26 protein-coding genes are annotated in these 24,411 nt (G+C 33.0%); 18 read left to right on the forward strand and 8 right to left on the reverse strand.

The features are described from left to right. Window positions 1–11: 11 nt before the first annotated feature. The gene (locus K6T82_RS07920) at window positions 12–827 is read right to left on the reverse strand and encodes a 2,3,4,5-tetrahydropyridine-2,6-dicarboxylate N-succinyltransferase (protein ID WP_125719511.1); all 816 of its coding nucleotides are present in this window, start codon (window positions 825–827) and stop codon (window positions 12–14) included. 263 nt (window positions 828–1,090) lie between these two features. Here K6T82_RS07920 and K6T82_RS07925 point away from each other — a divergent pair, with 263 nt between their 5' ends. From K6T82_RS07925 to K6T82_RS07945, 5 genes are all read left to right on the forward strand, one after another. Next, on the forward strand, window positions 1,091–1,717 hold the full coding sequence (locus K6T82_RS07925; protein ID WP_223705397.1) for a PAS domain-containing protein: 627 nt from the start codon (window positions 1,091–1,093) through the stop codon (window positions 1,715–1,717). A gap of 140 nt (window positions 1,718–1,857) precedes the next feature. Beyond that, window positions 1,858–2,091, forward strand: a complete 234-nt coding sequence (locus tag K6T82_RS07930) for a hypothetical protein (RefSeq protein WP_223705398.1) — start codon at window positions 1,858–1,860, stop codon at window positions 2,089–2,091. After that, window positions 2,081–2,362: a type II toxin-antitoxin system RelE/ParE family toxin gene (locus K6T82_RS07935; RefSeq protein ID WP_223705399.1), complete on the forward strand. Its 282-nt coding sequence runs from the start codon at window positions 2,081–2,083 to the stop codon at window positions 2,360–2,362. The genes K6T82_RS07930 and K6T82_RS07935 overlap by 11 nt, the downstream gene beginning before the upstream one ends. 44 nt (window positions 2,363–2,406) lie before the next feature. Further along, on the forward strand, window positions 2,407–2,820 hold the full coding sequence (ruvX, locus tag K6T82_RS07940) for a Holliday junction resolvase RuvX (RefSeq protein ID WP_223705400.1): 414 nt from the start codon (window positions 2,407–2,409) through the stop codon (window positions 2,818–2,820). 126 nt (window positions 2,821–2,946) lie between these two features. Next, window positions 2,947–4,440 carry a malate:quinone oxidoreductase gene (locus K6T82_RS07945; RefSeq protein ID WP_223705401.1) on the forward strand — a complete coding sequence of 498 codons (1,494 nt, stop codon included), beginning with the start codon at window positions 2,947–2,949 and terminating at the stop codon, window positions 4,438–4,440. A gap of 37 nt (window positions 4,441–4,477) precedes the next feature. Here K6T82_RS07945 and K6T82_RS07950 read toward each other — a convergent pair whose 3' ends face one another. Next, on the reverse strand, window positions 4,478–6,700 hold the full coding sequence (locus K6T82_RS07950) for an FUSC family protein (RefSeq protein WP_223705402.1): 2,223 nt from the start codon (window positions 6,698–6,700) through the stop codon (window positions 4,478–4,480). Window positions 6,701–6,900: 200 nt separating this feature from the next. On the opposite strand from K6T82_RS07950, the gene def reads away from it, so the two are divergent. From def to mazG, 3 genes are all read left to right on the forward strand, one after another. Continuing rightward, complete coding sequence (gene def / locus K6T82_RS07955; RefSeq protein WP_223705403.1) at window positions 6,901–7,491, forward strand: peptide deformylase; 591 nt, start codon at window positions 6,901–6,903, stop codon at window positions 7,489–7,491. Window positions 7,492–7,550: 59 nt separating this feature from the next. Next, entirely contained in the window at window positions 7,551–8,036 is a 486-nt protein-coding gene (locus K6T82_RS07960; RefSeq protein ID WP_223705404.1) for a DUF5606 family protein, read from the forward strand. Between the two features lie 98 nt (window positions 8,037–8,134). Next, window positions 8,135–8,905: a nucleoside triphosphate pyrophosphohydrolase gene (mazG, locus tag K6T82_RS07965; protein WP_223705405.1), complete on the forward strand. Its 771-nt coding sequence runs from the start codon at window positions 8,135–8,137 to the stop codon at window positions 8,903–8,905. Here the strand turns inward: mazG and K6T82_RS07970 are convergent. Next, window positions 8,902–9,585, reverse strand: coding sequence for a Crp/Fnr family transcriptional regulator (locus K6T82_RS07970; protein WP_223705406.1), 684 nt, complete (start codon window positions 9,583–9,585; stop codon window positions 8,902–8,904). The genes mazG and K6T82_RS07970 overlap by 4 nt on opposite strands. Before the next feature lie 203 nt (window positions 9,586–9,788). Between K6T82_RS07970 and K6T82_RS07975 the strand changes: the two genes are divergently transcribed. From K6T82_RS07975 to K6T82_RS08010, 8 genes are all read left to right on the forward strand, one after another. Beyond that, window positions 9,789–12,176: a heavy metal translocating P-type ATPase gene (locus K6T82_RS07975; RefSeq protein WP_223705407.1), complete on the forward strand. Its 2,388-nt coding sequence runs from the start codon at window positions 9,789–9,791 to the stop codon at window positions 12,174–12,176. A 114-nt stretch (window positions 12,177–12,290) separates the two neighbouring features. Next, window positions 12,291–12,482, forward strand: a complete 192-nt coding sequence (gene ccoS / locus K6T82_RS07980; protein WP_091491194.1) for a cbb3-type cytochrome oxidase assembly protein CcoS — start codon at window positions 12,291–12,293, stop codon at window positions 12,480–12,482. Between the two features lie 2 nt (window positions 12,483–12,484). Then, window positions 12,485–14,668: a cytochrome-c oxidase, cbb3-type subunit I gene (gene ccoN, locus K6T82_RS07985; RefSeq protein WP_223705408.1), complete on the forward strand. Its 2,184-nt coding sequence runs from the start codon at window positions 12,485–12,487 to the stop codon at window positions 14,666–14,668. Between the two features lie 7 nt (window positions 14,669–14,675). Beyond that, on the forward strand, window positions 14,676–14,870 hold the full coding sequence (locus tag K6T82_RS07990) for a CcoQ/FixQ family Cbb3-type cytochrome c oxidase assembly chaperone (protein ID WP_223705409.1): 195 nt from the start codon (window positions 14,676–14,678) through the stop codon (window positions 14,868–14,870). A 1-nt stretch (window position 14,871) separates the two neighbouring features. Continuing rightward, complete coding sequence (locus tag K6T82_RS07995) at window positions 14,872–15,783, forward strand: cbb3-type cytochrome c oxidase N-terminal domain-containing protein (protein ID WP_223705410.1); 912 nt, start codon at window positions 14,872–14,874, stop codon at window positions 15,781–15,783. A gap of 31 nt (window positions 15,784–15,814) precedes the next feature. Continuing rightward, the gene (gene ccoG / locus K6T82_RS08000) at window positions 15,815–17,233 is read left to right on the forward strand and encodes a cytochrome c oxidase accessory protein CcoG (protein ID WP_223705411.1); all 1,419 of its coding nucleotides are present in this window, start codon (window positions 15,815–15,817) and stop codon (window positions 17,231–17,233) included. Between the two features lie 12 nt (window positions 17,234–17,245). Next, window positions 17,246–17,695: a FixH family protein gene (locus K6T82_RS08005; protein WP_223705412.1), complete on the forward strand. Its 450-nt coding sequence runs from the start codon at window positions 17,246–17,248 to the stop codon at window positions 17,693–17,695. A 6-nt stretch (window positions 17,696–17,701) separates the two neighbouring features. Then, window positions 17,702–18,403 carry a sulfite exporter TauE/SafE family protein gene (locus K6T82_RS08010; RefSeq protein WP_223705413.1) on the forward strand — a complete coding sequence of 234 codons (702 nt, stop codon included), beginning with the start codon at window positions 17,702–17,704 and terminating at the stop codon, window positions 18,401–18,403. A 28-nt stretch (window positions 18,404–18,431) separates the two neighbouring features. On the opposite strand, the gene hemN is transcribed toward K6T82_RS08010, so the two are convergent. The 5 genes from hemN to K6T82_RS08035 all read right to left on the reverse strand — a co-directional run bounded on the left by hemN (window position 18,432) and on the right by K6T82_RS08035 (window position 23,127). Next, on the reverse strand, window positions 18,432–19,796 hold the full coding sequence (gene hemN / locus K6T82_RS08015) for an oxygen-independent coproporphyrinogen III oxidase (RefSeq protein WP_223705414.1): 1,365 nt from the start codon (window positions 19,794–19,796) through the stop codon (window positions 18,432–18,434). Window positions 19,797–19,915: 119 nt separating this feature from the next. Continuing rightward, a complete protein-coding gene (locus tag K6T82_RS08020) occupies window positions 19,916–20,392 on the reverse strand; it encodes a hypothetical protein (RefSeq protein ID WP_223705415.1) in 477 nt (158 codons plus the stop codon). A gap of 104 nt (window positions 20,393–20,496) precedes the next feature. Next, on the reverse strand, window positions 20,497–20,844 hold the full coding sequence (locus K6T82_RS08025) for a hypothetical protein (RefSeq protein WP_223705416.1): 348 nt from the start codon (window positions 20,842–20,844) through the stop codon (window positions 20,497–20,499). A gap of 109 nt (window positions 20,845–20,953) precedes the next feature. After that, window positions 20,954–21,376: a DoxX family protein gene (locus tag K6T82_RS08030; RefSeq protein ID WP_223705417.1), complete on the reverse strand. Its 423-nt coding sequence runs from the start codon at window positions 21,374–21,376 to the stop codon at window positions 20,954–20,956. A 122-nt stretch (window positions 21,377–21,498) separates the two neighbouring features. Then, window positions 21,499–23,127, reverse strand: coding sequence for an acyl-CoA carboxylase subunit beta (locus K6T82_RS08035; RefSeq protein WP_223705418.1), 1,629 nt, complete (start codon window positions 23,125–23,127; stop codon window positions 21,499–21,501). Window positions 23,128–23,291: 164 nt separating this feature from the next. Between K6T82_RS08035 and K6T82_RS08040 the strand changes: the two genes are divergently transcribed. Continuing rightward, the gene (locus K6T82_RS08040; protein WP_223705419.1) at window positions 23,292–23,882 is read left to right on the forward strand and encodes a TetR/AcrR family transcriptional regulator; all 591 of its coding nucleotides are present in this window, start codon (window positions 23,292–23,294) and stop codon (window positions 23,880–23,882) included. A 69-nt stretch (window positions 23,883–23,951) separates the two neighbouring features. Then, window positions 23,952–24,410 (forward strand): hypothetical protein, encoded by a 459-nt coding sequence (locus tag K6T82_RS08045; RefSeq protein WP_223705420.1) that lies wholly within the window; start codon window positions 23,952–23,954, stop codon window positions 24,408–24,410. Window position 24,411: the final 1 nt, after the last annotated feature.

Below are 24,411 nucleotides of genomic sequence, written 5' to 3' on the forward strand. Positions count from 1 at the left end.
TTTTTTAAAACCTATACAGCAACATCGTATTCGCGAAGTGCATTGTTTAAAGAAGTTTTTAAATCTGTAGATGGTTTACGAGTACCAATAATTAAGGCACAAGGAACTTGAAATTCACCAGCAGCGAATTTTTTAGTATAACTTCCAGGAATAACTACCGAACGAGCAGGAACAAAACCTTTCATTTCTACTGGCTCATCACCAGTAACATCGATAATTTTTGTAGACGCTGTCAAACATACGTTTGCACCAAGAACTGCTTCTTTACCAACGTGAACACCTTCAACTACAATACAACGAGATCCGATAAAAGCACCGTCTTCAATAATAACCGGAGCCGCTTGCAATGGTTCAAGAACACCACCGATACCAACACCACCGCTTAAATGAACGTTTTTGCCGATTTGAGCACAACTACCAACAGTTGCCCAAGTGTCAACCATTGTTCCTTCGTCAACATAAGCACCGATGTTTACATAACTAGGCATCAAGATAACACCACTAGAAATGTAAGCACCGTAACGAGCAACAGCATTTGGTACTACACGAATTCCTTTTTCTGCATAATTTCTTTTTAATAACATTTTGTCATGATATTCGAAAATACCAGATTCCCATGTTTCCATTTTTTGAATTGGGAAATACATTACAACTGCTTTCTTAACCCATTCGTTTACCTGCCATTTGTCACCAACTGGTTCAGCAACACGTAATTTTCCTGCGTCTACCAATTCGATAACTTCTCTAATGGCATCAGTTGTTGTAGTTTCTTGCAATAAAGCTCTATTTTCCCAAGCTTGTTCAATTATAGTCTGTAAAGAATTCATACGTTAAAATTTTTGGCAAAGATAAGGTATTTGTAGAAATGCAAAAAAGCAAAACGGCTGTAAAATGTTACATATTTAACTTTTTGTTTCTTATTTGTAAAACTTCAAAAACTCTTTAGTTTAAATTTTTATCTACTTACCTCTAAAAGTTTTTTTTATGTCAAAATATGACAAAAGTCAGATTTTATGCTTTTTGTTCTATCTAATTTCGTCCTGTTGAAAAACATTCCACTCAAACAAAATAATCATATTAAGCAGTAAGTATGAATCAAGAAAATCAATTTCAAAACAAAGTAATCATTGACAAAGAAGTAGCTTGGGATAAAACCCGTGTTATTATGAGTAAAACAAATGCTTTTGGTATTATAGAATATGCCAACGAAGTTTTTGTAGATGTTTGTGGTTACGAAGACTATGAATTAATGGGGCAGCCACACAATATTATTCGACACCCCGATATGCCAAAAGTTATTTTTAAGGTGCTTTGGGAGAATCTTAAAAACGGAAAAAACTTTCATGCTATTGTAAAAAATCGTGCAAAGTCTGGAAGGTATTATTGGGTAATTACAGACTTTGATATTGCCCGAGATGAAAATGATGTTATTGTAAATTATTTTGCAAGAAGACAAGCTGTCCCTCAGGAAGTAATTGCGGTTCATATTGAACCATTATACAAAAAACTCTTGCAGATTGAAGCAGCAAGCGGAGTTGAATTTAGCGAGAAGTACTTAATTGGTTTTCTGGAAGAAAAGAAGAGGACTTACGTTGAATATATTAAGGAGTTGATTTTTGAACATGAAAAAGCACATGCTAAATTTTCTAATTATGTAGAAGAAGAAGGTGAAGAAGAGGAGCATAGAGGATTTTTTAGTCGCCTGTTCGGAAGATAAATTGAGTTATTTTTTAGGTTTTTGAATATTTGGATAGAAAGTCCGTCTTGAAATTTTTCAGGGCGGATTTTTGTTTTAAGTTTAATTTAAAAAAAACATGAATTTAAAGGCCTATATTTGTATTGTAAAATGAAAGTATTATGGAAGCGATTAGATTAGAATTTCAACCAGAAATCAGAGAGAAAGTACTTAAGTTATTAAGTGAATTTTCTCCTAGTGAATTGACAATTATTGAAGAAGATTCTGATTTTGATAATGATAAAAGAAAGGTACATTCAGCTTATTCTAAATTGAAAAGTGGCAATGAAAAGTTATATTCAGTAGATGAAGTAGATTCAATTTTAGATAATACATTTTCGGAATATGACAATTAAAATTTCGAATGAATTTTTAGAATTATTAAAAGAACAAGTACATTATATTTATAAAGATAAACCTAGAGCAGCACTAAAGTTTAGGAAAGATTTACTTAGAAATATTAAAAAAGATTTAAAACATCCTTTTCTTTTTAAAAAATCAAGGTATTTTGATAATGAAAATATTAGGGATTATGTTTTTAAAGGTTACGTTTCTGTTTCTGAGGTTAATATCGATGAAAACATTGTTTTCGTTTTCAGTTTTATAAAATATAGAAACTCTCTTTAAAAATTATGATTTTACTTTCAAACCTTGTTTAAAAACTTTATAACATGCCAAGAATCCTCTCCATAGATTACGGACAAAAGCGCACAGGATTGGCTGTGACAGACGAAATGCAGATTATTGCTTCGGGTTTAACCACAATTCCGACGCATACTTTGGTTGATTTTTTGAAAGATTACTTCGCAAAAGAAAAAGTGGAAGCTGTTTTGATTGGAGAACCAAAACAAATGAACGGACTTCCATCTGAAAGTGCCTCAATAATTAATGGTTTTGCAAAACATTTCTCAAACATTTTTCCGGACATGAAAGTGATTAGAGTTGATGAGCGTTTTACTTCAAAAATGGCGTTCCAAACCATGATCGACAGCGGATTAAGTAAAAAGCAACGTCAGAATAAAGGTTTAATAGACGAAATTTCTGCTACAATTTTGCTTCAAGATTATCTTTCCGCAAAAAAATAACGCTGTACGTCGTATTTTTTGTTTATAATTTAAAGGTTTTTACAAAATCCTAACTTTTATCATGTAAAAATTAGTTTTTTTTTGCAATTAAAAAAGTACCTTTGCACTTTAAATAAAAATACTGTTATGCCTGACGAAACCATACGTTCAAATAGTGATGTAGTACTCATTGGCGCTGGAATAATGAGTGCCACTCTAGGGGTAATTTTGAAAGAATTACAACCCGATATAAAAATTGAAATTTACGAAAGATTAGATGTTGCTGCAGCAGAAAGCTCTGATGCTTGGAATAATGCTGGAACAGGACACTCTGCTTTTTGTGAATTAAATTATACTCCAGAAAAGGCAGACGGAAGCATAGATCCTAAAAAAGCAATAAGTATTGCAGAGTCATTTGAGATTTCACGCCAGTTTTGGTCTTACTTAGTGCAGGAAAACAAAGTTCCTTCTCCAGATAATTTTATTAAAAGCGTTCCTCATATGAGTTTTGTTTGGGGAGATAAAAACGTTGATTATTTAAAAAAGAGATTCGACGCACTTCAAAGCAATCCTATTTTTGCTGAAATGACTTATAGCACCGATTTTGAACAGCTTCAAAAATGGATGCCGTTAGTTATGGAAGGACGTAATGCCGATGAAAAACTAGCAGCGACACATATGGAAATTGGTACCGATGTCAATTTTGGTGCTTTAACAAGAAGTATGTTCAATTACCTAGAAAAGCTAGATGGTGTTTCTTTATTTTTCAATCACGAAGTTAAAAAACTAAGACAGCGTGAAGACAGTTCTTGGAGAATTAAAATTAAAGACTTGTCAACAGGAAATACTCGTAAAGCTTACACTAAATTTGTATTTATTGGTGCTGGTGGAGGTTCTTTACCTTTGTTAGAAAAAGCAAATGTACCAGAAGGTCATGGTTATGGTGGTTTCCCTGTAAGTGGGCAATGGTTGAAATGTACAAATCCGGAAGTTATTGCAAAACACGCAGCAAAGGTTTACGGAAAAGCAAGCGTTGGAGCTCCTCCAATGTCTGTTCCTCATATTGATACACGCGTTATTGATGGAGAAAAAGCACTTCTTTTTGGACCATTCGCGGGCTTTTCAACGCGTTTTCTTAAAAACGGTTCTTATTTAGATTTGCCTTTGTCAATTAAAGCTAATAATTTAATTCCGATGTTGGCTGCTGGATATCATAATATTCCATTGACTAAATATTTGATCGAGCAGGTTCGTCAGTCTCCAAAGGATAGAATGAAAGCTTTACGCGAATATTTACCAACTGCACGTTCTAAAGACTGGACACTTGAAAAAGCAGGGCAACGTGTTCAGGTAATTAAAAAAGATGAAAAAGAAGGTGGGGTTTTAGAGTTTGGAACTGAAGTAATCAATACGCATGACGGAACCTTGGCGGTTTTATTAGGTGCTTCTCCAGGTGCATCTACGGCTGTTGGTATTATGCTTGACTTGATTAGCAGATGTTTTACAAAACAAATCAAAACTCCAGAGTGGGAAACAAAATTAAAAAATATGATTCCTTCTTATGGTCAGACTTTAAATGATAAGCCAGAACTTCTAGCAGAGCTTAGAAAACATACGGCAGAAGTTTTAAAGATAAAATAAGCTTCTCAATAATATAGTAAAAACAAATCCAGATGAATTAATCTGGATTTGTTGCTTTTAAATCGGTTGTGTTTGTGAGAATTTTTTCGGCGAGATTACTCATCCATATCAATTGTTCAATTACCATTTGAGCTTCTTGCATTTTAGCCTGACGGGTTTCTTTATCCAAGTCATCATCTTCGGTCAAACGCGTGAAATTCTTTCGTTTTAACTCTTCAAATTGTAAAGTGACATCTTCTTTTTCAAAAAATGTATCTTGTAATATAACTTCATTTCTTAGCACAGAAATAGCATGATCTAAATTTGCTAAAATTGTTTTTATAATATAATTAAAGGATTCTGAAGCAGAAGTGGTCTGATGAGATTGAATATATGTTGAAAGTGAAGCTAATGCTGATAATAAAGAATGATTTAAGACCACTATTTTATTAACCAAAGGCATTGTTTTCTGTTTCGATTTTGGCTCCTGCATCATTCTTTGAAAAGAAGTCATTAAATTTCCAATTTCAACAAATGCATTTTTTCTGGCTAATCTATAAGACATTGGAACTTCTCCTTTTTTATTGTAAAAATCAGCAATTTCTTTTAGGTATGTTCTGTTGGCCCGAATCGAATTTTCTATATGAATTGGTGTATTGATAAATTCCCAAGCAGGCCACAAAAATTGATTGGCAATAAATGCTAAAATGGCTCCGGCGAGTGAATCTAATATTCTGTATTGAATTACTTCATTAATATCAGGAGTCAAAATTCCGTAAATAAAAACCACGTACATCGTAACAAATGTCGCACTGACTTTATAGTTGATTTGTGTAAACGAAATTCCTAAAAGCATACAGATAATAGAGAAAATACTTAAAGCAACATGATTCTGAATTACAGATACAATTCCAAATGCAAGAATTCCTCCTAAAACAGTTCCAAACATTCTGTTGTAAGATCGTTCTTTTGTTAATCCGTAACCTGGACGCATGATTACGACAATGGTCAGCAAAATCCAATACACGTTTTGAAAAGGAAGAATTTGTCCTAGGAAAAATCCAATCAAAATGGTAATTGTTAATCGTATTGAATGTCTGAAAATAGAAGAAGAATAACTTAAATTTTCAATCAAAGTACGAAGCGGATAATATTGTGGAGTTAAGAATTTTTCAAGCTCTTTATCTTTGTCTTTTAATTTGTATGACTGCATTGCTAAAGAAAGTGCACGCTGAATGGTTTTAATTTTTCCAACCTGATTTTTAGCGTATTTCAGCATATTAGTCAGCATCAAAACACCTTCTGCAGCTTCTTCTTTTCCTAAGGTTTTTTCGTAATCAAAAATAGCAAATTCCAGAGCGTCCAATTCATTTTTTAAGTCCTGCTTATCAACATAGACACTTATATGTCGAACATTTTTAGAAAGTTTCTTTAAGGTAGAAGCTAATTTATAAGCAACATTCTGATAAGTTCTTAAAACATCGGGATGTTTGTCAAATTTTTCGTGAAGTTTATTGTGATCAAATGATGTGTAAAGAGCCAATTCTTGAATTTCAACTAAAGTGATAAAAACCAAAAGCATTTTTCTGTTCTGACTTGTAGTTCCAGACGCATTCTGGTTTCCAATCAAAGACTTTCTTAAATCCTCGTGTATCAAATTCAAATCGACCTGAATTGCAAGTTGTTTTTCGATAATCGCTTCTCTGTCTGCTTCTGGACTCCATAAATCGCCTCTTAATTTTAAATATTTGGCTGTAAGTTTGATTCCTTCTGCAATCTGAAGTTCTACATATTTATAAGGTTGTACAAAATGAAAAACCAGAGATACTATTAAATAGAGAATTCCTCCAATAAATATAAAACCAGAATATTCAAAAGCTTCCCATCCTTCATGTAAATGTCCAAAAGAAAGAGAAATTGATAATAATGCCGAGAATGAAATTAAAGTTGCTCGTTGTCCATAAACCGAAATCATGGAACATAAAAATAGTAAACACCCTAAGAAAATATAGAATAGAAAAGGATAGGGATAAACGAGATTTACCAATAAATTTACTCCCGAAACAATAAAAGAAGCCGCAATTAACCCTTTTATTTTATGACTTAAAGAACTTGGGATATCGCTGGGATAAGTGTAAAATGCTCCAAGAGCGATTGTAAACCCAATTTCAAAATGACCCAAAAAATTTAAAACCAAAACAGGAACAACAGAAGCAATAGTTACTTTGGAAGCATTAAAAAATGAAGTACTGTTCGTAAATTTTGAAATTTTGTCAATCATAAATAGAGGTTTACTAACAAAGGTAAGAATTGTACCAGTGATTTTGGCATAATTATGGATGAGATTTTTAACGACTGGGAAAAAATATGATATAAAATAATATAAGAATTATTCATTGACTATTTTTTACTATTTTTGCCAGCTGAATTATCAGAACTTGAATTCTGTTTTTACAGCTTAAAAAATATAAACAAAAACAAATGATTTTACCAATTGTAGGATACGGTGATCCTGTTTTAAGAAAAGTAGGGCAGGACGTTACGCCAGAATATCCAAACCTAAAAGAAACAATCGCAAATATGTACGAGACTATGTATAATGCGTACGGAGTTGGACTTGCTGCACCGCAGGTTGGGCTTCCAATTCGTTTGTTTGTTATTGATACAACTCCTTTTAGTGATGATGAGGATCTTCCTTCTGAGGAACAAAAAGATTTGAAAGGTTTTAAAAAGACTTTCATCAATGCTAAAATTGTAAAAGAAGAAGGTGAGGAATGGGGTTTTAATGAAGGCTGTTTGAGTATTCCGGATGTACGTGAAGATGTTTACAGAAAACCAACCGTAACAATCGAGTATTGCGAGGAGGATTTTGTAATGAAAACAGAAGTATTTGATGGTTTAATTGCAAGAGTTATTCAGCACGAATATGATCATATTGAAGGAATTTTATTTACAGATAAAATTTCGTCTCTTAAAAAACGTCTGATCCAAAAGAAGCTTAAAAATATTACTGAAGGAAAAACGTTTCAGGAATATAGAATGAAGTTTTTTGCAGCAAAAAAAGGAAGATAAATTTCTAATGATTTAGAAATAAAATATAAAGAAAATTCTTAATACTAATTTTAATAAAAATGAATTTAACGAAAATTTTAGCCATTTCAGGAAAACCAGGTTTATACGAATTGAAAGTACAAACTCGTACAGGTTTTGTGGCAGAATCATTAATTGATGGGAAGAAGATTACTGTAAATCTAAAAAGCAATGTAAGTTTATTGTCTGAAATTTCGATTTACACTTATGAAGGTGAAAAACCATTAACTGAAGTAATGCAGCAGATTGCCGTTAAAGAAAACAAAGGTCAAGCCATTTCTCATAAAGAAGACAATGCTACTTTAGCAGCTTATTTTAAACAAATTCTTCCAGATTACGATGAAGAAAGAGTTTATCCATCAGATATTAAAAAAGTATTAAACTGGTACAACACACTTCAAGCAAAAGGTTTAGTAACAGATTTAGCTCCTGCGGTTGAAGAACCAAAAGAAGAAGCTCCAGTTGCTGAAAAACCAAAAAAAGCTCCAGCTGCAAAAAAAGCAAAAGCTAAAAAAGAAGAAGAATAAATCGTTTCTTTTTAAATATATAATATCCTGTTAAGATGTTTTCTTGACAGGATTTTTTATTTTTACAAAATCAAGTTTTAAATCTAAAGAACTTCAAAATGAGTAGAGAGAACCAATTAAAAGCGTTTGAAAGATTATTAAATATCATGGATGAACTTCGTGAACAATGTCCGTGGGATAAAAAACAAACCCTGCAGACATTGAGACATTTAACAATCGAAGAAACCTATGAATTGGGAGATGCTATTCTAGACAATGATTTAAACGAAGTTAAAAAGGAATTGGGAGATTTACTGCTTCACATTGTTTTTTATGCCAAAATTGGAAGTGAAACCAACGATTTTGATATTGCGGATGTTTGTAATGAAATCTGCGAAAAACTGATTCATCGTCATCCTCATATTTATGGAGATGTCAAAGTGGAGAATGAAGAAGAAGTCAAACAAAACTGGGAAAAACTAAAACTGAAAGAAGGTAAAAAATCTGTTTTAGAAGGAGTTCCAAGAAGTCTTCCTGCTTTGGTAAAAGCGAGCAGAATTCAGGATAAAGTAAAAGGAGTAGGTTTTGATTGGGAAGAACCTCATCAAGTTTGGGATAAAGTGCAAGAGGAATTACAAGAATTACAAGAAGAAGTTCAAGCCGGAAATCAGGATAAAATCGAAGACGAATTCGGAGATGTTTTGTTTTCTATGATTAACTACGCTAGATTCTTAAATGTAAATCCAGAAGACGCTTTAGAAAGAACCAATAAAAAATTCATTAAACGTTTTCAATACCTTGAAAGCAAAGCAAACGAATTAGGAAAACCATTAATGGATATGACCTTAACAGAAATGGATGTGTTTTGGAATGAAGCTAAAAAGCTCTAGTTATCGGCTAATTTCTTTAAAGCACGAATATCTTTAAGCATAATTTTTTTGCCGACTAATTCAATTAAACCTAATTTATTAAAATCAGATAATAAACGAATACAACTTTCGGTTGCAGTACCAATAATTCCTGCCAATTCTTCTCTAGTTAACTGAACTTTTAGGGTTTTGTCTGAGTCTTCGCCAAATTCATCGTGTAAATGAAGTAAAGTCTCTGCTAGTCTTTGTTTAACTGTTTTTTGAACTAAAGCAATTTTTTCATTTTCAGATTCTTTTAAATCTTCACAGACAGACTGCATCATATTTAAAGAAAATTGATTATTGGTATTAAAGAAATTAATGATTTCAGTTTTAGGAATAAAACAAACTTCCATGTCTGCAATTGCTTTTGCAGTTAAGTTTGCAGGTTCATTGCTAATCATAGAACGTTGTCCAAGAAGTTCGCCAGATTTTACCAATTTTACAATTTGATCTTTTCCGTTTGCGCTCAATTTAGACAATTTTCCAACACCATCTTTAACACAAAAAACACCATTGGTCACTTCGCCTTCTTCAAAAAGCGCTTCACCTTTTTTGATCTTATAAGTGGTTTTGCTATTCGCTAATTTTATAACTTCCTCTTTATTAAGGGCTTTTAACGAGCTTAATTGGCGTACAATGCATTGATCACATTTATTCATGACAATATTTGTTTGATGCAAAATTAAGCATATTTGAGACTTTTTGGCATTATTAGATGGTAAAATTATTATAAATAAGAATTTATACTAATTTGACTTCTCAAATTTTACTAAATTTAGAACTCAATTTCATTAGAACATGACAATTATCATCTTAATAATTGTGCTTTAATTGGAAATTTGCGACAAATAAAAACAAGTTTATGAGGGAGCAAAGTTGTTTTCATTGTGGTTTATCTATTGAACAAAATGAAGAAATTGAGTTTGATGATAAGAAGTTTTGTTGTACAGGCTGTAAAACGGTTTACGAAATTTTCAGCGTTAACGACTTAACCTCTTATTATGATTTTGAAAAGTCGCCCGGTGCCACTCCGCAAGACATCAAAGGAAAATATGATTTTTTAGAGAACGAAGCTATACTTTCTAAAGTTTTAGAATTTCAAGAAGGTAATACTGCAATCGTTTCTTTAAGTATTCCGCACATTCATTGCAGTTCTTGCATTTGGATTTTAGAAAATCTAAATAGACTTCAGCCGGGAATTAGCATTTCGCAAGTTAATTTTCATGAAAAGAAAGTTAGAATTACTTTTAATTCTGATGTTGTTTCTTTAAAAGATATCGTGTACCTCTTGAGTTCAATTGGTTACGAACCTTACATTAGTTTAGAAAACTATGAAACGGGAAAAGCAAAAGTAGACAGAAGTCTGACTTACAAATTGGGAGTAGCATTTTTTTGTTTCGGAAATATAATGCTGCTTTCGTTTCCAGAATATTTCGAAATGAAAGAGTTCTGGTTAGACAGTTACAAACCATTTTTCAGGTTATTGATTTTTCTTTTAGCCCTTCCAACCTTCTTGTATTCAGCAAGTGGCTATTATGTTTCAGCTTATCATAGTATTAGAACACGAATGCTAAATATCGATATTCCAATTGCTTTGGGGATTATTGTTATGTTCATTCGTAGTACTTACGATATGCTTATGGATCACGGTCCAGGTTTTTTTGACAGTTTAGCAAGTTTGGTGTTCTTCATGCTTCTTGGTAAAATGTTTCAAATTAAAACTTATAGTTTTTTAAGTTTCGAAAGAGACTTTAAATCCTATTTTCCAATTGCGGTTACTAAAATTAATAAAGATACTTCAGAAGATAATGTTGCCATTTACGATGTTCTAAAAGGAGATCGTTTATTAATTAGAAACCAAGAACTTATTCCAGTTGATGGAATTTTAATCAGCGAAAGTGCCGAAATCGACTATAGTTTTGTAACAGGAGAAGCGGTTCCAATTACCAAAAAATCTGGAGATAAAGTCTTTGCGGGCGGTAAACAAATTGGAAAAGTAATCGAAATGGAAGTATTGCATTCTGTTTCACAAAGTTATTTGACGCAGTTGTGGAGTAACGAAATTTTTCAGAAAAAAGTTGATCAAAAACATAAAACGATAACAGATGCAATAAGCCGTTATTTTACCCCTATCTTAATGCTAATTGCATCTGCTGGTTTTGGTTATTGGATTTCTATTGATGCTAATATTGCTTTTAATGTTTTTACAGCAGTTTTAATTGTAGCTTGTCCTTGTGCTTTGGCGTTGACAGCTCCTTTTACGTTCGGAAATATTTTAAGGATTTTAGGGAAAAAGAAATTCTATTTAAAGAATGCCGTTGTAATTGAACAGCTGGCCAAAGTGGATACTATTGTTTTTGACAAAACAGGAACTATTACAACCAATAAAAAATCGAATATACTATATGAAGGAAATCCTATTTCTGATTCAGATGTTATATTGATTAAGAATGTTTTACGAGGATCAAACCATCCTTTAAGCAGAATGCTTTATGATTTTCTTCCAGAAGTTAAACGAACTAATGTTGATGATTTTCAGGAAATTACAGGAAAGGGGATTTTAGCTGTTATTGAAGGTAAGGAAATTAAAATAGGCTCAGGGCAATTTGTAAATAATATAGTCGCAGATGGTTCTGAAATTGAAAAAACAGCTTTACATATAAAAATAGGAGAGGTCTATTTTGGTAAATATACATTTCAAAACCAATATAGAGAAGGTCTCGAAAAGCTTTTTGTGAATCTGAGTAAAGAGTATGAAATCAAAGTACTTTCTGGAGATAATGATGGAGAACGATCAAATCTAGAAGCTATTCTCCCTAAAAATACAGAATTGATTTTCAATCAGAAACCCGAACAAAAACTGGAGTACATCAAAAAGCTTCAAGAAAAAGGCAAAAATGTAATGATGGTTGGAGACGGTTTGAACGATGCTGGGGCATTGGCACAAAGCAACGTCGGGATTTCAATTTCGGAGAATGTAAATGTCTTCTCTCCCGCTTGTGATGCAATCTTGGATGCCTCAGAATTTTCGAAGTTAAATTACTTTTTAAAGCTATCCCACAAGTCGATATCTATTATCAAGATGAGTTTTACTTTATCGTTGCTCTACAACGTTGTTGGACTCGCATTTGCTGTTACAGGGAATCTGCTTCCTTTGGTCGCTGCAATCATAATGCCATTGAGTACAATTACTATAGTTAGTTTTGTTACGATAATGTCTAACTATTTCAGTAAGAGTAATTTAGATTAGTTTTAAATAATTCAAAGAATATTTTTTTTAATTTTAAGATTCTTCTTTGACCATGATAATTATCATGTTTTAAACGCCAATCGCCTAGTAATTTTGTTAACATAAATTTACGGTATGAGTGTTATTTATCTTTTAATTTCAGTAAGTATTTTCGTGGCAATTTGTTTCTTTATTGCTTTCATTATTGCTGTCAAATCTGGCCAGTACGACGACGATTATACACCTTCAGTCAGAATTCTTTTTGACGATGAGACCAAAATTATTTCCCAAAATAATAATTCACCAATCGAAGAAAAACAAGTATAATTATGGAAATGGAACAGTTTTATTACGACAACAAAATTGTAAAAAAATTCATTTACGCCACAATACTCTTTGGAGTTGTGGGTATGTTAGTGGGGCTTACCCTTGCGGTAATGTACCTTTTTCCCAACATGACAGATGGGATCTCATGGCTTAGTTACGGCCGTTTAAGACCATTACACACCAATGCAGTTATTTTTGCCTTTGTAGGTAATGCTTTCTTTGCTGGTATGTATTACTCACTGCAAAGATTACTAAAAGCCAGAATGTTTAGTGATTTTTTAAGTAACCTTCATTTCTGGGGTTGGCAGTTAATTATTGTTGCGGCAGCAATTACACTTCCGTTAGGTTATACTTCTTCTAAGGAATATGCAGAACTAGAGTGGCCAATTGACATTGCAATCGCTTTAATTTGGGTTGTAATGGGAATCAATATGATTGGTACAATGTTGAGACGTAGAGAGCGTCACTTGTATGTAGCAATCTGGTTTTATCTGGCAACATTTGTTACAGTAGCAGTATTGCATATTTTCAATAATATTGAAATACCAGTTTCTGCTTTAAAAAGTTATTCTGTTTACGCAGGTGTTCAGGATGCGTTGGTACAATGGTGGTACGGACATAATGCAGTAGCATTCTTCTTGACAACACCATTCTTAGGATTGATGTATTATTTCGTTCCAAAAATTGCAAACAGACCAGTTTACTCATATAGATTATCTATTATCCACTTTTGGTCTTTAATTTTTATCTATATCTGGGCAGGACCTCACCACTTATTGTATTCTGCTTTGCCAAACTGGGCTCAGAATCTTGGAGTTGCATTCTCTGTAATGTTAATTGCTCCATCTTGGGGAGGTATGATCAATGGTCTTTTGACTTTAAGAGGAGCTTGGGATAAAGTTCGTGAAGAACCAGTTTTAAAATTCTTCGTAGTAGCGATTACAGGTTATGGTATGGCGACCTTTGAAGGACCAATGTTATCATTAAAAAATGTAAATGCTATTGCGCACTATACAGACTGGATCGTAGCGCACGTACACGTAGGAGCGTTAGCTTGGAATGGATTTATGTCGTTTGCTATTATTTATTGGTTAATTCCTAGAATGACAAAAACAACGTTATTCTCTAAGAAATTGGCAAACTTCCATTTCTGGATTGGGACTTTAGGTATTATTGTATATACAATTCCGTTATATGTGGCTGGTTTTCAACAAGCTTCTATGTGGAAACAATTTAACCCAGACGGAACTTTAACTTATGGAAACTTCCTGGAAACAGTAACAGCTATTATGCCAATGTATTGGATGAGAGCTATTGGTGGATCTCTGTACTTAATCGGTATGTTGACATTGGTTTACAATATCATAATGACAATTAAAGCGGGTTCTCCAGTAGAAGATGAATTGGCTCAAGCACCTGCTTTACAAAGAATAAGCAGCGGAAGAGTAAGAGGAGAAAAATTCCACTCTTGGTTAGAAAGAAAACCAATTCAGTTGACAATCTTGGCTACTATTGCCATTTTAATTGGAGGTATTATTCAAATTGTACCAACGATTATGGTGAAATCAAATATTCCGACAATTTCAAGTGTAAAACCATATACACCTTTAGAATTAGAAGGACGTGATTTATACATCAGAGAAGGTTGTGTTGGATGTCACTCTCAATCTGTTCGTCCATTTAGAAGTGAGGTAGAACGTTACGGTGTTCAGGCAAAAGCAGGGGAGTTTGTTTACGATCATCCATTCTTATGGGGATCAAAACGTACAGGACCTGATTTGTTAAGGGTCGGAGGTAAGTACAACGACAACTGGCATTTTAACCACATGTGGAATCCGCAAAGTACATCTGCTGGATCAATTATGCCAGGATACAAATGGTTGTTTGATAATAAACCGATGGATATTTCATTGACGCAAAAGAAAATGCAAGCTATGATTTCTTTAGGTGTCCCATATTCTCCAGAAGATGTTGCCAATGCACAAAGAACTTTAAGAGAACAAGCGGTTAAAATAGAAAAAAGCTTAGAAAGTGATCCTGACTTTGTAAAAAGTTATGAAGACAGTCGTAAGAAAGCTGCTGCAAAAGGAGAAAAATTCATTCCAATGAATGAAAGGGAGATCGTTGCTTTGATTGCTTATATTCAAAGACTTGGTACTGATATTAAAGTAAAAGAAACTAAATAACAGCATTATGTTTGAACAAATAAAACACAATATGGAAACGATATCGGGTATAGAAATTTACCCGATTCTTTCCCTCTTAATTTTCTTCTTATTCTTTGTAGGATTAGGCTTTTGGGTGTTCTCTTATAGAAAAGAAAAAATTCAAGAAATGAGTAGTATACCTTTAGATGAAGGACTTATTATAACTTCAAAAGAAAAATAAAATGAAAAAGTTTTTACCAGTATATGTTAGAGTACCGCTGATTTTCTTTGCAGTATTCGCTTTGATGGAATATTTTGTAGACTCAGGCGACAAACCTGCTTTTATTAAATATCCAATGATTTCACTTTTTCTATTTGTCTTTCTTTTTATACTGATTGCAATTGAAATTACACTTAGTGCTGTAAATCGTGTGATGTTTGAATTATTATCGCCAGAAGAAAAAGCACAAAAAGAACTTGAAGAAAGTTTGAGTTTCAAAGAAAGCACTTGGTTTAAAAACCTTATGCACAAATTGACTCAAACAGCGCCAATTGAAAAAGAAGGCGAGTTGTTGATGGATCATGATTATGACGGTATTAAAGAGTTGGATAATAATTTACCGCCTTGGTGGGTGTACTTGTTTTACATCTGTATCATTTTCGGAGTAATTTATGTAGTTCGTTATGATGTTCTTGGTGCTGACGATCAAGAAATGGAGTTGAAAAAAGAAATGGCGCAGGCAAAGATTGATGTTGAAGAATACATGAAAACTGCTCCAGATTTGATGGATGAGAAAACAGTTGTGTTGCTTACTGACGAACCAAGTTTAGCCGTAGGAAAAGAAATTTTTACCACAAATTGTGCCGCTTGCCACCGAGCTGATGGAGGAGGGCAAATTGGACCAAACCTTACTGATGATAAATGGATTTTAGGAGGAGGAATTAAAAACTTATTCCATACCATTACAAATGGAGGTAGAGACGGTAAAGGAATGATTGCCTGGAAAGGAACTCTGAAACCGAAAGAAATACAAAAAGTTGCAAGTTATATTCTGTCTTTACAAGGAAGTAATCCAAAAGATCCTAAAGAAGCAGAAGGTGAAGTTTGGGTAGATGATAGTGCTCCTGCAACAGACACTACCCCAGCAAAATAATACCACTGAAGTTTAAAAAAAATAGAATACCATGTCAAATTTACCAGACGAAGCTTTTAGAAATACCATTGGAACAATAGATGAAGGTGGTAAACGGAAATTCATATTTCCTAAAAAACCGTCTGGTAAATTTTACGATTACCGCAAAATTGTCAGCTACGCTTTATTGGCAATTTTATTTATAAATCCGTTTATAAAGGTTAATGGAAACCAGTTTATGATGTTCAATATTATCGAACGTCGTTTTAATATCTTTGGATTTCCTTTTTGGCCACAGGATTTTTATCTCTTCGTAATTTCAATGCTTATTGGCGTTGTGTTTATACTCTTGTTTACCGTTGTTTTCGGTCGAATATTCTGCGGATGGATTTGCCCTCAGACTATTTTTCTAGAATTGGTTTTCCGTCGTATTGAATATTGGATTGATGGAGATCGCGGTGCCCAATCTCGTTTGGCAAGACAAGAATGGAACGCAGAAAAAATTAGAAAACGAGTAACTAAATGGACTATTTTCTTTTTGATTTCTTTCCTTATTGCAAATGTTTTTCTGGCTTATTTAGTTGGTAGTGATTCATTATTTTTAATGATAAAACAGGGACCAATTGCGCAAGCAAGTAATTTTATTGCACTTCTTATATTTACTGGAGTTTTCTACTTTGTATTTGTTTGGTTTCGTGAACAGGTTTGTATTATTGCCTGTCCCTACGGAAGATTACAAGGTGTTCTTTTAGACAATAAATCAATCAACGTTGCGTACGATTTCGTTCGTGGTGAAAAAGAAGAAGGACGCGCTAAATTCAATAAAAAAGAAGATCGGGCATTAACAGGAAAAGGAGATTGTATTGATTGTCTTCAATGTGTACATGTTTGTCCAATGGGAATTGACATCAGAAATGGTACTCAATTAGAATGCACAAACTGTACAGCTTGTATAGACGAATGCGATCATATTATGGAATCTGTAGGATTGCCAAAAGGTTTAATTCGTTATGCTTCTGAAGATGAAATTGCTAAAAAAGAACCTTTCAAATTTACAGCAAGAATGAAAGGTTATACAGCGGTTCTCTTTATTTTATTAAGTGTTTTTGTTGGAATGCTATTTTTAAGAACTGATCTTCAAGCCGTTGTTTTACGTTTGCCGGGTCAATTATTTCAGCATAATGGGGAGAAAATAAGTAATGTTTACACTTATAAAATTGTAAACAAAACAATGAAAGATTACAATGATATTCATTTCGAATTAATCGATCAAAAAGGAGAAATTAAAAATGTAGGTAAAAGACATTTTAAAGTTCTTAAAGAAGGAATTTCTCAAGGAACATTATTTATCGAAATAGATGAAGTTTTACTAGAAAGTGATAAAACAAAAGTAAAAATTGGAGTTTATAATGGTTCTGAACTCCTGGAAACCACAACTACAAATTTCTTAGGACCACGAAGTTTTAATTAAAATATAATTATCATGAAAATTAATTGGGGTACCGGAATTGTCATTGCATTTGGATTGTTTATGACGTTTATTTTATATTTTGTTTTTGAAGTACAATCAAATTCTAAATATGATAACGATTTGGTTGTCGAAGAATATTACAAACACGATACGCATTTTCAAGAAGAAATGGCTCGAATTCAGAATGCGCACGATTTACAGCACAAGCCATCGATTAAATATACAGGAAATGGTGTAGCAGTTGTTTTTCCTGTAGGATTTGAAAGTGATAAAGTAAAAGGAAATATACAATTGTACAGACCTTCAAACAAAAAATTCGATTTTAATACTCAAATTGTTTTAACCAATTCAGAATTAATTATTCCACAGAAAAAATTAATAAAAGGGCGTTGGGATGTAAATATGGAATGGCAGTACGAAGGCAAAAAATACCTCACTAAAGAAGTTATTTACGTAAACTAAAACACGATGTTATTCTCAGCTTTATTTTTAGGTTTAATTAGTAGTCTGCATTGTGTCGGAATGTGCGGGCCAATTGCTATGATGCTTCCTGTAGACAGGCAAAATGAAGCAAAAAAAGTAACACAGATTATGACGTATCATTTCGGTCGTTTAACGGCTTACGCCACAATCGGATTGATTTTTGGATTACTTGGAAGAGGATTTTTCTTAGCAGGACTGCAACAGAAAATGTCAATTATTATTGGTGTAATTATGATTGTTGTAGTTTTAATTCCTGAGAAAAAATTTGCTCAATACAATTTTTCCAAACCTGTTTATAAAATCATTTCAAAAATAAAAAGCAATTTAGGAAGCCAGTTTAAAAACAAGAGTTACAAATCTCTTTTTACAATTGGTTTGCTAAATGGTTTTCTTCCCTGCGGAATGGTTTATGTTGCTTTGTTTGGAGCAATTGCCATGCAAAGTGCAGGTTTCGGAATTCTTTACATGCTTTTATTCGGAATCGGAACTATTCCGTTAATGACCATTGTGGTTTATGTGAATACATTGTTGAGGTTGCCATTTCGAAATAAAATTCAAAAAGCAATTCCTTATGTTGCAGTAATAATTGGAGTTTTGTTTATTCTTCGCGGATTAGGATTAGGAATTCCTTATATTTCTCCATCAAACATAAGTTTGTTTGTACAGCAGACTCCAAATTGCCACTAAAAAATATATTTAAACTAACTAACTAGTTTTAGACAGTCATCGAAAACAGATTTGTTTCCGGTGACTTTCTTTTTAAATGTAAATCAAAAGCCATACAGATATTACGAACAAAAGGCCTTCCTTTTTCTGTGATTTTGATTTTGTTATTTTCGATTACAATTAAATGATCATTTTCAATTTCTTTTAACGCAATTAAAACTTCAGGAAGTTCGGTGAAATTAAGAGATTCGGCAGTCCAGGAAGTTTCTAATTCACAAGTTAAATTGAGAATGTGTTTTCTAATGATTAGGTCTTCATTATTTAAAATATGACCTTTAACAACAGGAAGCTGTTCTGATTCTAAAATCTCGTAATATTCTTCAAGATTTTTGGTGTTTTGAGCAAAACTGTACCAGCTGTCACTGATAGATGAAACGCCCAAACCAATCATAACTTGAGTTTTTGAGGCACTGTACCCCATAAAGTTTCGGTGTAATTCTCCGTTGTGAGCTGCTTTATACAAACTGTCATCTGTTAAGGCAAAATGATCCATACCGATTTCGTGGTAACCATTTTGTAGCAATAATTTTTTTCCTGTTTCGTACAATTTTCTTTTTTCAGCATCTTTTGGGAGGTTTTCATCATTAAATCCTCTTTGTCCGTTTCCTTTTATCCAAGGTACGTGTGCATAGCTGTAAAATGCTAGTCTATCCGGTTTTAACGAATTTGTTTTTTCAACCGTATCAATAACATCTTCGATAGTTTGAAACGGAAGTCCGAAAATAATATCATGACCAATTGAAGTGTAACCGATTTCTTTTGCCCAAAAAGTTACTTTCGCCACATTATGAAAAGGCTGAATTCTATTTATTGCTTTTTGAACTGTAGCAGAATAATCCTGAACACCAAAACTTACTCGGCGAAAGCCCAAATCATATAATTTTTTAAGTTGTTCGTGAGTTGTATTGTTCGGATGTCCTTCAAAACTAAATTCATGATGTTCTGCTTTTATAGCATGAGTAAAGATTCCGTTAATTAGGCTTTCTAAATTTTCTTTTGAAAAGAATGTTGGAGTACCTCCACCTAAATGAATTTCTTTTATAATTGGTTTTTCAGGAAGTAAATCGCAATACATTTTCCATTCTTTTAGAACGGCTTGTATATATTTTTCTTCTACAGAATGATTTTTTGTAATACGCTTATTGCATCCACAGAAAGTACACATACTTTCACAAAATGGAAGATGAATATATAAACTAATTCCGTTCTTCGAATTACTTTCTGTAAAAGATTTTTGTAAAGTTGTGATCCATTTTTGTGCTGTAAAATCAGCTTCATTCCAATACGGAACTGTCGGATAGCTAGTATATCTAGGACCTGGGACATTGTACTTCTGAGTCAAAGAAATTTTCATGACGACGGATTTAGTTTTCATCAAAATTAAAACTTCATCGAAAGAGATAAAATGACAAATATCATGAAAGCCATAAAAAAAGAGACCCAAAATTTGAGTCTCTTTAGTGAATTAAATAACTAACGTGAAATAGAATCTTGGATGATTTTAAGCCATTTTTTCGCAAACTGATGATCTTGATAGACACTTATCTGTTTGATTCGGTCGTCATCAAAATCATAGAATGGAATTGTTATCTTTTTAGATGAAGCTGCTTCCTGAAACTCAAAATCAATTTTGATAATAGTGTCAGAACCAGCATCTGTTGTCGGAATTAATTTGCATGAAGCAATCGTATTCAAATCGACATATATTGATTCTTGTTGATTCGGATTGAAGTTCATCAGAATAAATTTTTTGTTTTTCTGATCAATCGTTAAAGTCTTATTATTGATAGATTCAGTCAAATCGAAGCTTTCTGGATTTGTAGGATTGAATCTTTTCTTAATATTTAAAATTCTTGTTTTACTCGCCTTAGAAGAACGAGCAGAAAAATATACTGGAATTGCGACAATAATCAAAATCACAATACCCATAATTGTGGTAGTAGTTTCCATGATGTTTTTAATGAAATAAATAAAATGATGTAAACCTGCTTTCGTTAGAAAACGGTTTTAAATAAAATAGAAGAATGAATCTTCGATCGGAAATCAGATTTTATTTACCAGAAAAAATGGAAAGCATAGAGTATAACTAGAATCTTTTTACTTTGACTAGTAAATTCTTTAGTATAATCTATAGTGGTAGTAATGATTTGATGCTGAGGGATTAAAGGTAAAAGTACGTCAAAGCATCTTATTATTCCAATAGGATTTGTTTTGATGTTTGCCGCAAATTGATAACTTCCCTGAGGCTGTATAAATGCAGATGAATCTCCAATTTCTTTGCAGAAATTAGTGTCCGTTTTTTGTGTTTCAGTTATATGCACAGAAGCTGTGTCTGCTTGATAAGCAAACAAACCTGCAAGTAAAAGTGCAATAAAAACAACGGTTTTACGAATCCAATTCATGTCGGCGAATTTAAGTCATAAAACACAATTAATGAAATTTTATAGAATTAATTAACAAACAAAAATAATCCTCAGTTTTTTATAAAAATAAAACTGAGGATTTATAAGGTTATTGTTGCATTTTGAAGTAATAATCGGCAGAATGTTTGCCACTTCCATAAAATAAAAAGAATATACAGACCAATAAAACAATTAATGCTAAAACTAAACTTTCGGAATGCATTTTTCCCATAAAATTTACAAGAACAGCTCCGAACAAGATTGGTAATTGAGCCGCAATTGCCCATCTCGTTAAGAGTCCAAAAATAATCATTATACCACCAATCATATGAGCAGGAGCAATGTAATGCAGCATAAACATACCTCCTCCAAATTTATCAATAGGGGAAATCAAATCATGCAGGTATTGAACATTGGTGACAAACGAGACACCTTTCATAAATAAAAATCCACCCAAAACAATACGTACTAAATCAACTGGTAAATAAGTGTGCGAATTTGCCCATTTATTCAAACTTTTTACATTTTCCATGATGTTGTGTGATTAAAAATTATATACTAAGTTACTAATTTTTAATCAGATATTTATTTTTAACACCTTAAAAATAAGTTTTTTGCTTTTTATTTAACGTATTATTGAGAATTCCTAAATCGTTATACCTGAATAACTCCCAAATTAAATGGTTTTTGAATAGGAGAGTGGTTGGCAGCTTCAATTCCCATTGAGATCCAGGTTCTTGTATCTAGAGGATCAATTATAGCATCTGTCCACAATCTTGAAGCAGCGTAATATGGAGAAGTCTGCTCATCGTAACGTGCTTTTATTTTGTTGAATAATTCGGTTTCCTTTGCTTCGTCGACGGTTTCTCCTTTCGCTTTAAGCGAAGAAGCTTCAATTTGTGCTAATACTTTTGCGGCTTGAGTTCCACCCATTACGGCAAGCTCTGCACTTGGCCACGCAAAAATTAATCTAGGATCATATGCTTTACCACACATGGCATAATTTCCTGCTCCGTATGAATTCCCGACAATAACGGTAAATTTAGGAACAACAGAATTACTCACAGCATTTACCATTTTAGCGCCGTCTTTAATAATGCCACCATGTTCAGATTTTGAACCCACCATAAAACCAGTTACATCTTGTAGAAACACCAACGGAATTTTTTTCTGATTACAATTGGCAATAAAACGAGTAGCTTTGTCAGCACTATCAGAATAGATTACACCGCCAAATTGCATTTCACCTTTTTTGGTTTTAACGACTTTTCTCTGATTGGCAATAATGCCGACCGCCCAGCCGTCAATTCTAGCGTAACCAGTGATTAAAGATTGTCCGTAGCCTTCTTTGTAAGCTTCAAATTCTGAATTATCAACCAAACGTTTGATGATTTCCATCATATCGTATTGTTCGCTTCTCGCTTTTGGAAGAATTCCGTAAATATCATTGGGTTCTAACGCTGGCTTTTCAGATTTGATTCTGCTATAACCCGCTTTATCAAAATCACCAATTTTATCTACGATATTTTTGATTTTATCTAAAGCATCTTTGTCGTCTTTTGCTTTGTAATCGGTAACACCTGAAATTTCGCAATGTGTCGTCGCGCCGCCTAAAGTTTCATTATCAATAGTTTCTCCGATTGCGGCTTTTACCAAATAACTTCCTGCAAGGAAAATACTTCCTGTTTTATCAACGATCAAGGCCTCGTCGCTCATAATAGGAAGATAAGCGCCTCCTGCAACACAGCTTCCCATGACGGCAGCGATTTGAGTAATCCCCATGCTGCTCATTTGAGCGTTGTTTCTAAAAATACGCCCGAAGTGTTCTTTATCTGGAAAAATTTCGTCTTGCATTGGCAGATAAACTCCAGCGCTGTCTACAAGATAAATAATTGGAAGTCTGTTTTCCATTGCAATTTCCTGTGCACGAAGGTTTTTCTTTCCGGTAATAGGAAACCAAGCACCAGCTTTTACCGTTGCATCATTAGCAACAACAATGCATTGTTTTCCTTTGATGTAACCAATTTTCACGACAACACCTCCAGACGGACATCCGCCGTGTTCTGGATACATTCCTTCGCCAGCAAAACCTCCAATTTCAATACTTTTAGAATTTTCATCCAATAAATAAGCAATTCTTTCACGAGCTGTCATTTTTCCTTCAGAATGCAATTTTTCGATTCTTTTTTCGCCTCCGCCTAATTTGACTTTGGCAAATTTTTGTTTTAATTCTGAAAGAAGCAATTTATTGTGATCTTCGTTTTTATTGAAGTTTAAATCCATGATATAGTATTGATTTTATAAAATAGTGTTGGCTAATTTACAAAATCAATTGAAATAAAAGAAAGTAGTTTTATATTATAATTTGGGTTTAAGGGATCAATTTCTAAAAGTTTTAATTGAAATTATTTTCTTTTATTTGTTCTTCATACTAATTAGTATTTTTTATGTCAAAAGCAGCCAATACTCGACTTACAATTCTTCAGAAAGCATTTGAATTGATTTATACAAAAGGATATCAAACTACCAGTATTGATGAAATCATTGCGACTACAAAAGTTACAAAAGGTGCATTTTACTACCATTTTAAAACTAAAGATGAAATGGGAGTTGCTATTATCGAAGAGATTTTGAAACCGACAATGTTGGAGAATTTTATAAAACCAACAGAAAAATCTCAAAATCCGATCGATGATTTTTACAATATGATTTCTTATTTGCTAATGGAAGATCCTTTTCTTCAAGTAAAATATGGCTGTCCGGTTGGAAATCTAACGCAGGAAATGAGTCCGTGGAATAATAAGTTTAGTGAGGCGCTGACAGAATTGGTTAATCAATGGAAAACGACTATTATTAAAGCAATTGAAAAAGGGCAGAATGGAGGTTTTGTTAGAAAAGATGTTGTTCCCGAACAAGTTGCATTTTTTATTTTATCAGGTTACTGGGGGATACGGAATTTTGGAAAACTTCAAAATGATAAATCGGTATATGTTGTTTATTTACAGGAGTTTAAAAAATATTTAAATACTTTAAAATAAAAATATCTTCAAAAACATACTAAGTAGTATGTTTTTTGAATACATTTGCATTGTCTAAATCAAAAAACAATGCATCAATCTATTTTAATTGGCCATTCTTTTATGCGATGGCTCGTCTTGGCAAGTTTAATCTATTCGATTTACATTGCTTACAGAGGATATTCTTATCAGCTTTCTTTTACCAAGAAAGATAATCTCGTCCGACATTGGACGGCAACGATTGCCCATATCCAGCTTCTTTTTGGAATATTGGTTTATGTACAAAGTCCGATTGTGAAATATTTTTGGAGGAATTTTAAGGATGGAATTCAGAATATCGACACTGCTTTTTTCGGGCTTATTCATGTTTTATTAATGCTCATTTCAATTATTTTTATTACGATTGGCTCTGCTTTGGCAAAAAGAAGACTTTCAGATCAGCAAAAATTCAAAACCATGTTAGTTTGGTTTTCAATTGCTTTAATTATCATTTTTATTGCTATTCCATGGCCATTTTCACCTCTTGCAAACAGACCTTATTTAAGATAAT

This window comes from Flavobacterium potami, assembly GCF_020026915.1.
In the GTDB taxonomy this organism is placed as follows: Bacteria; Bacteroidota; Bacteroidia; order Flavobacteriales; family Flavobacteriaceae; genus Flavobacterium; species Flavobacterium potami.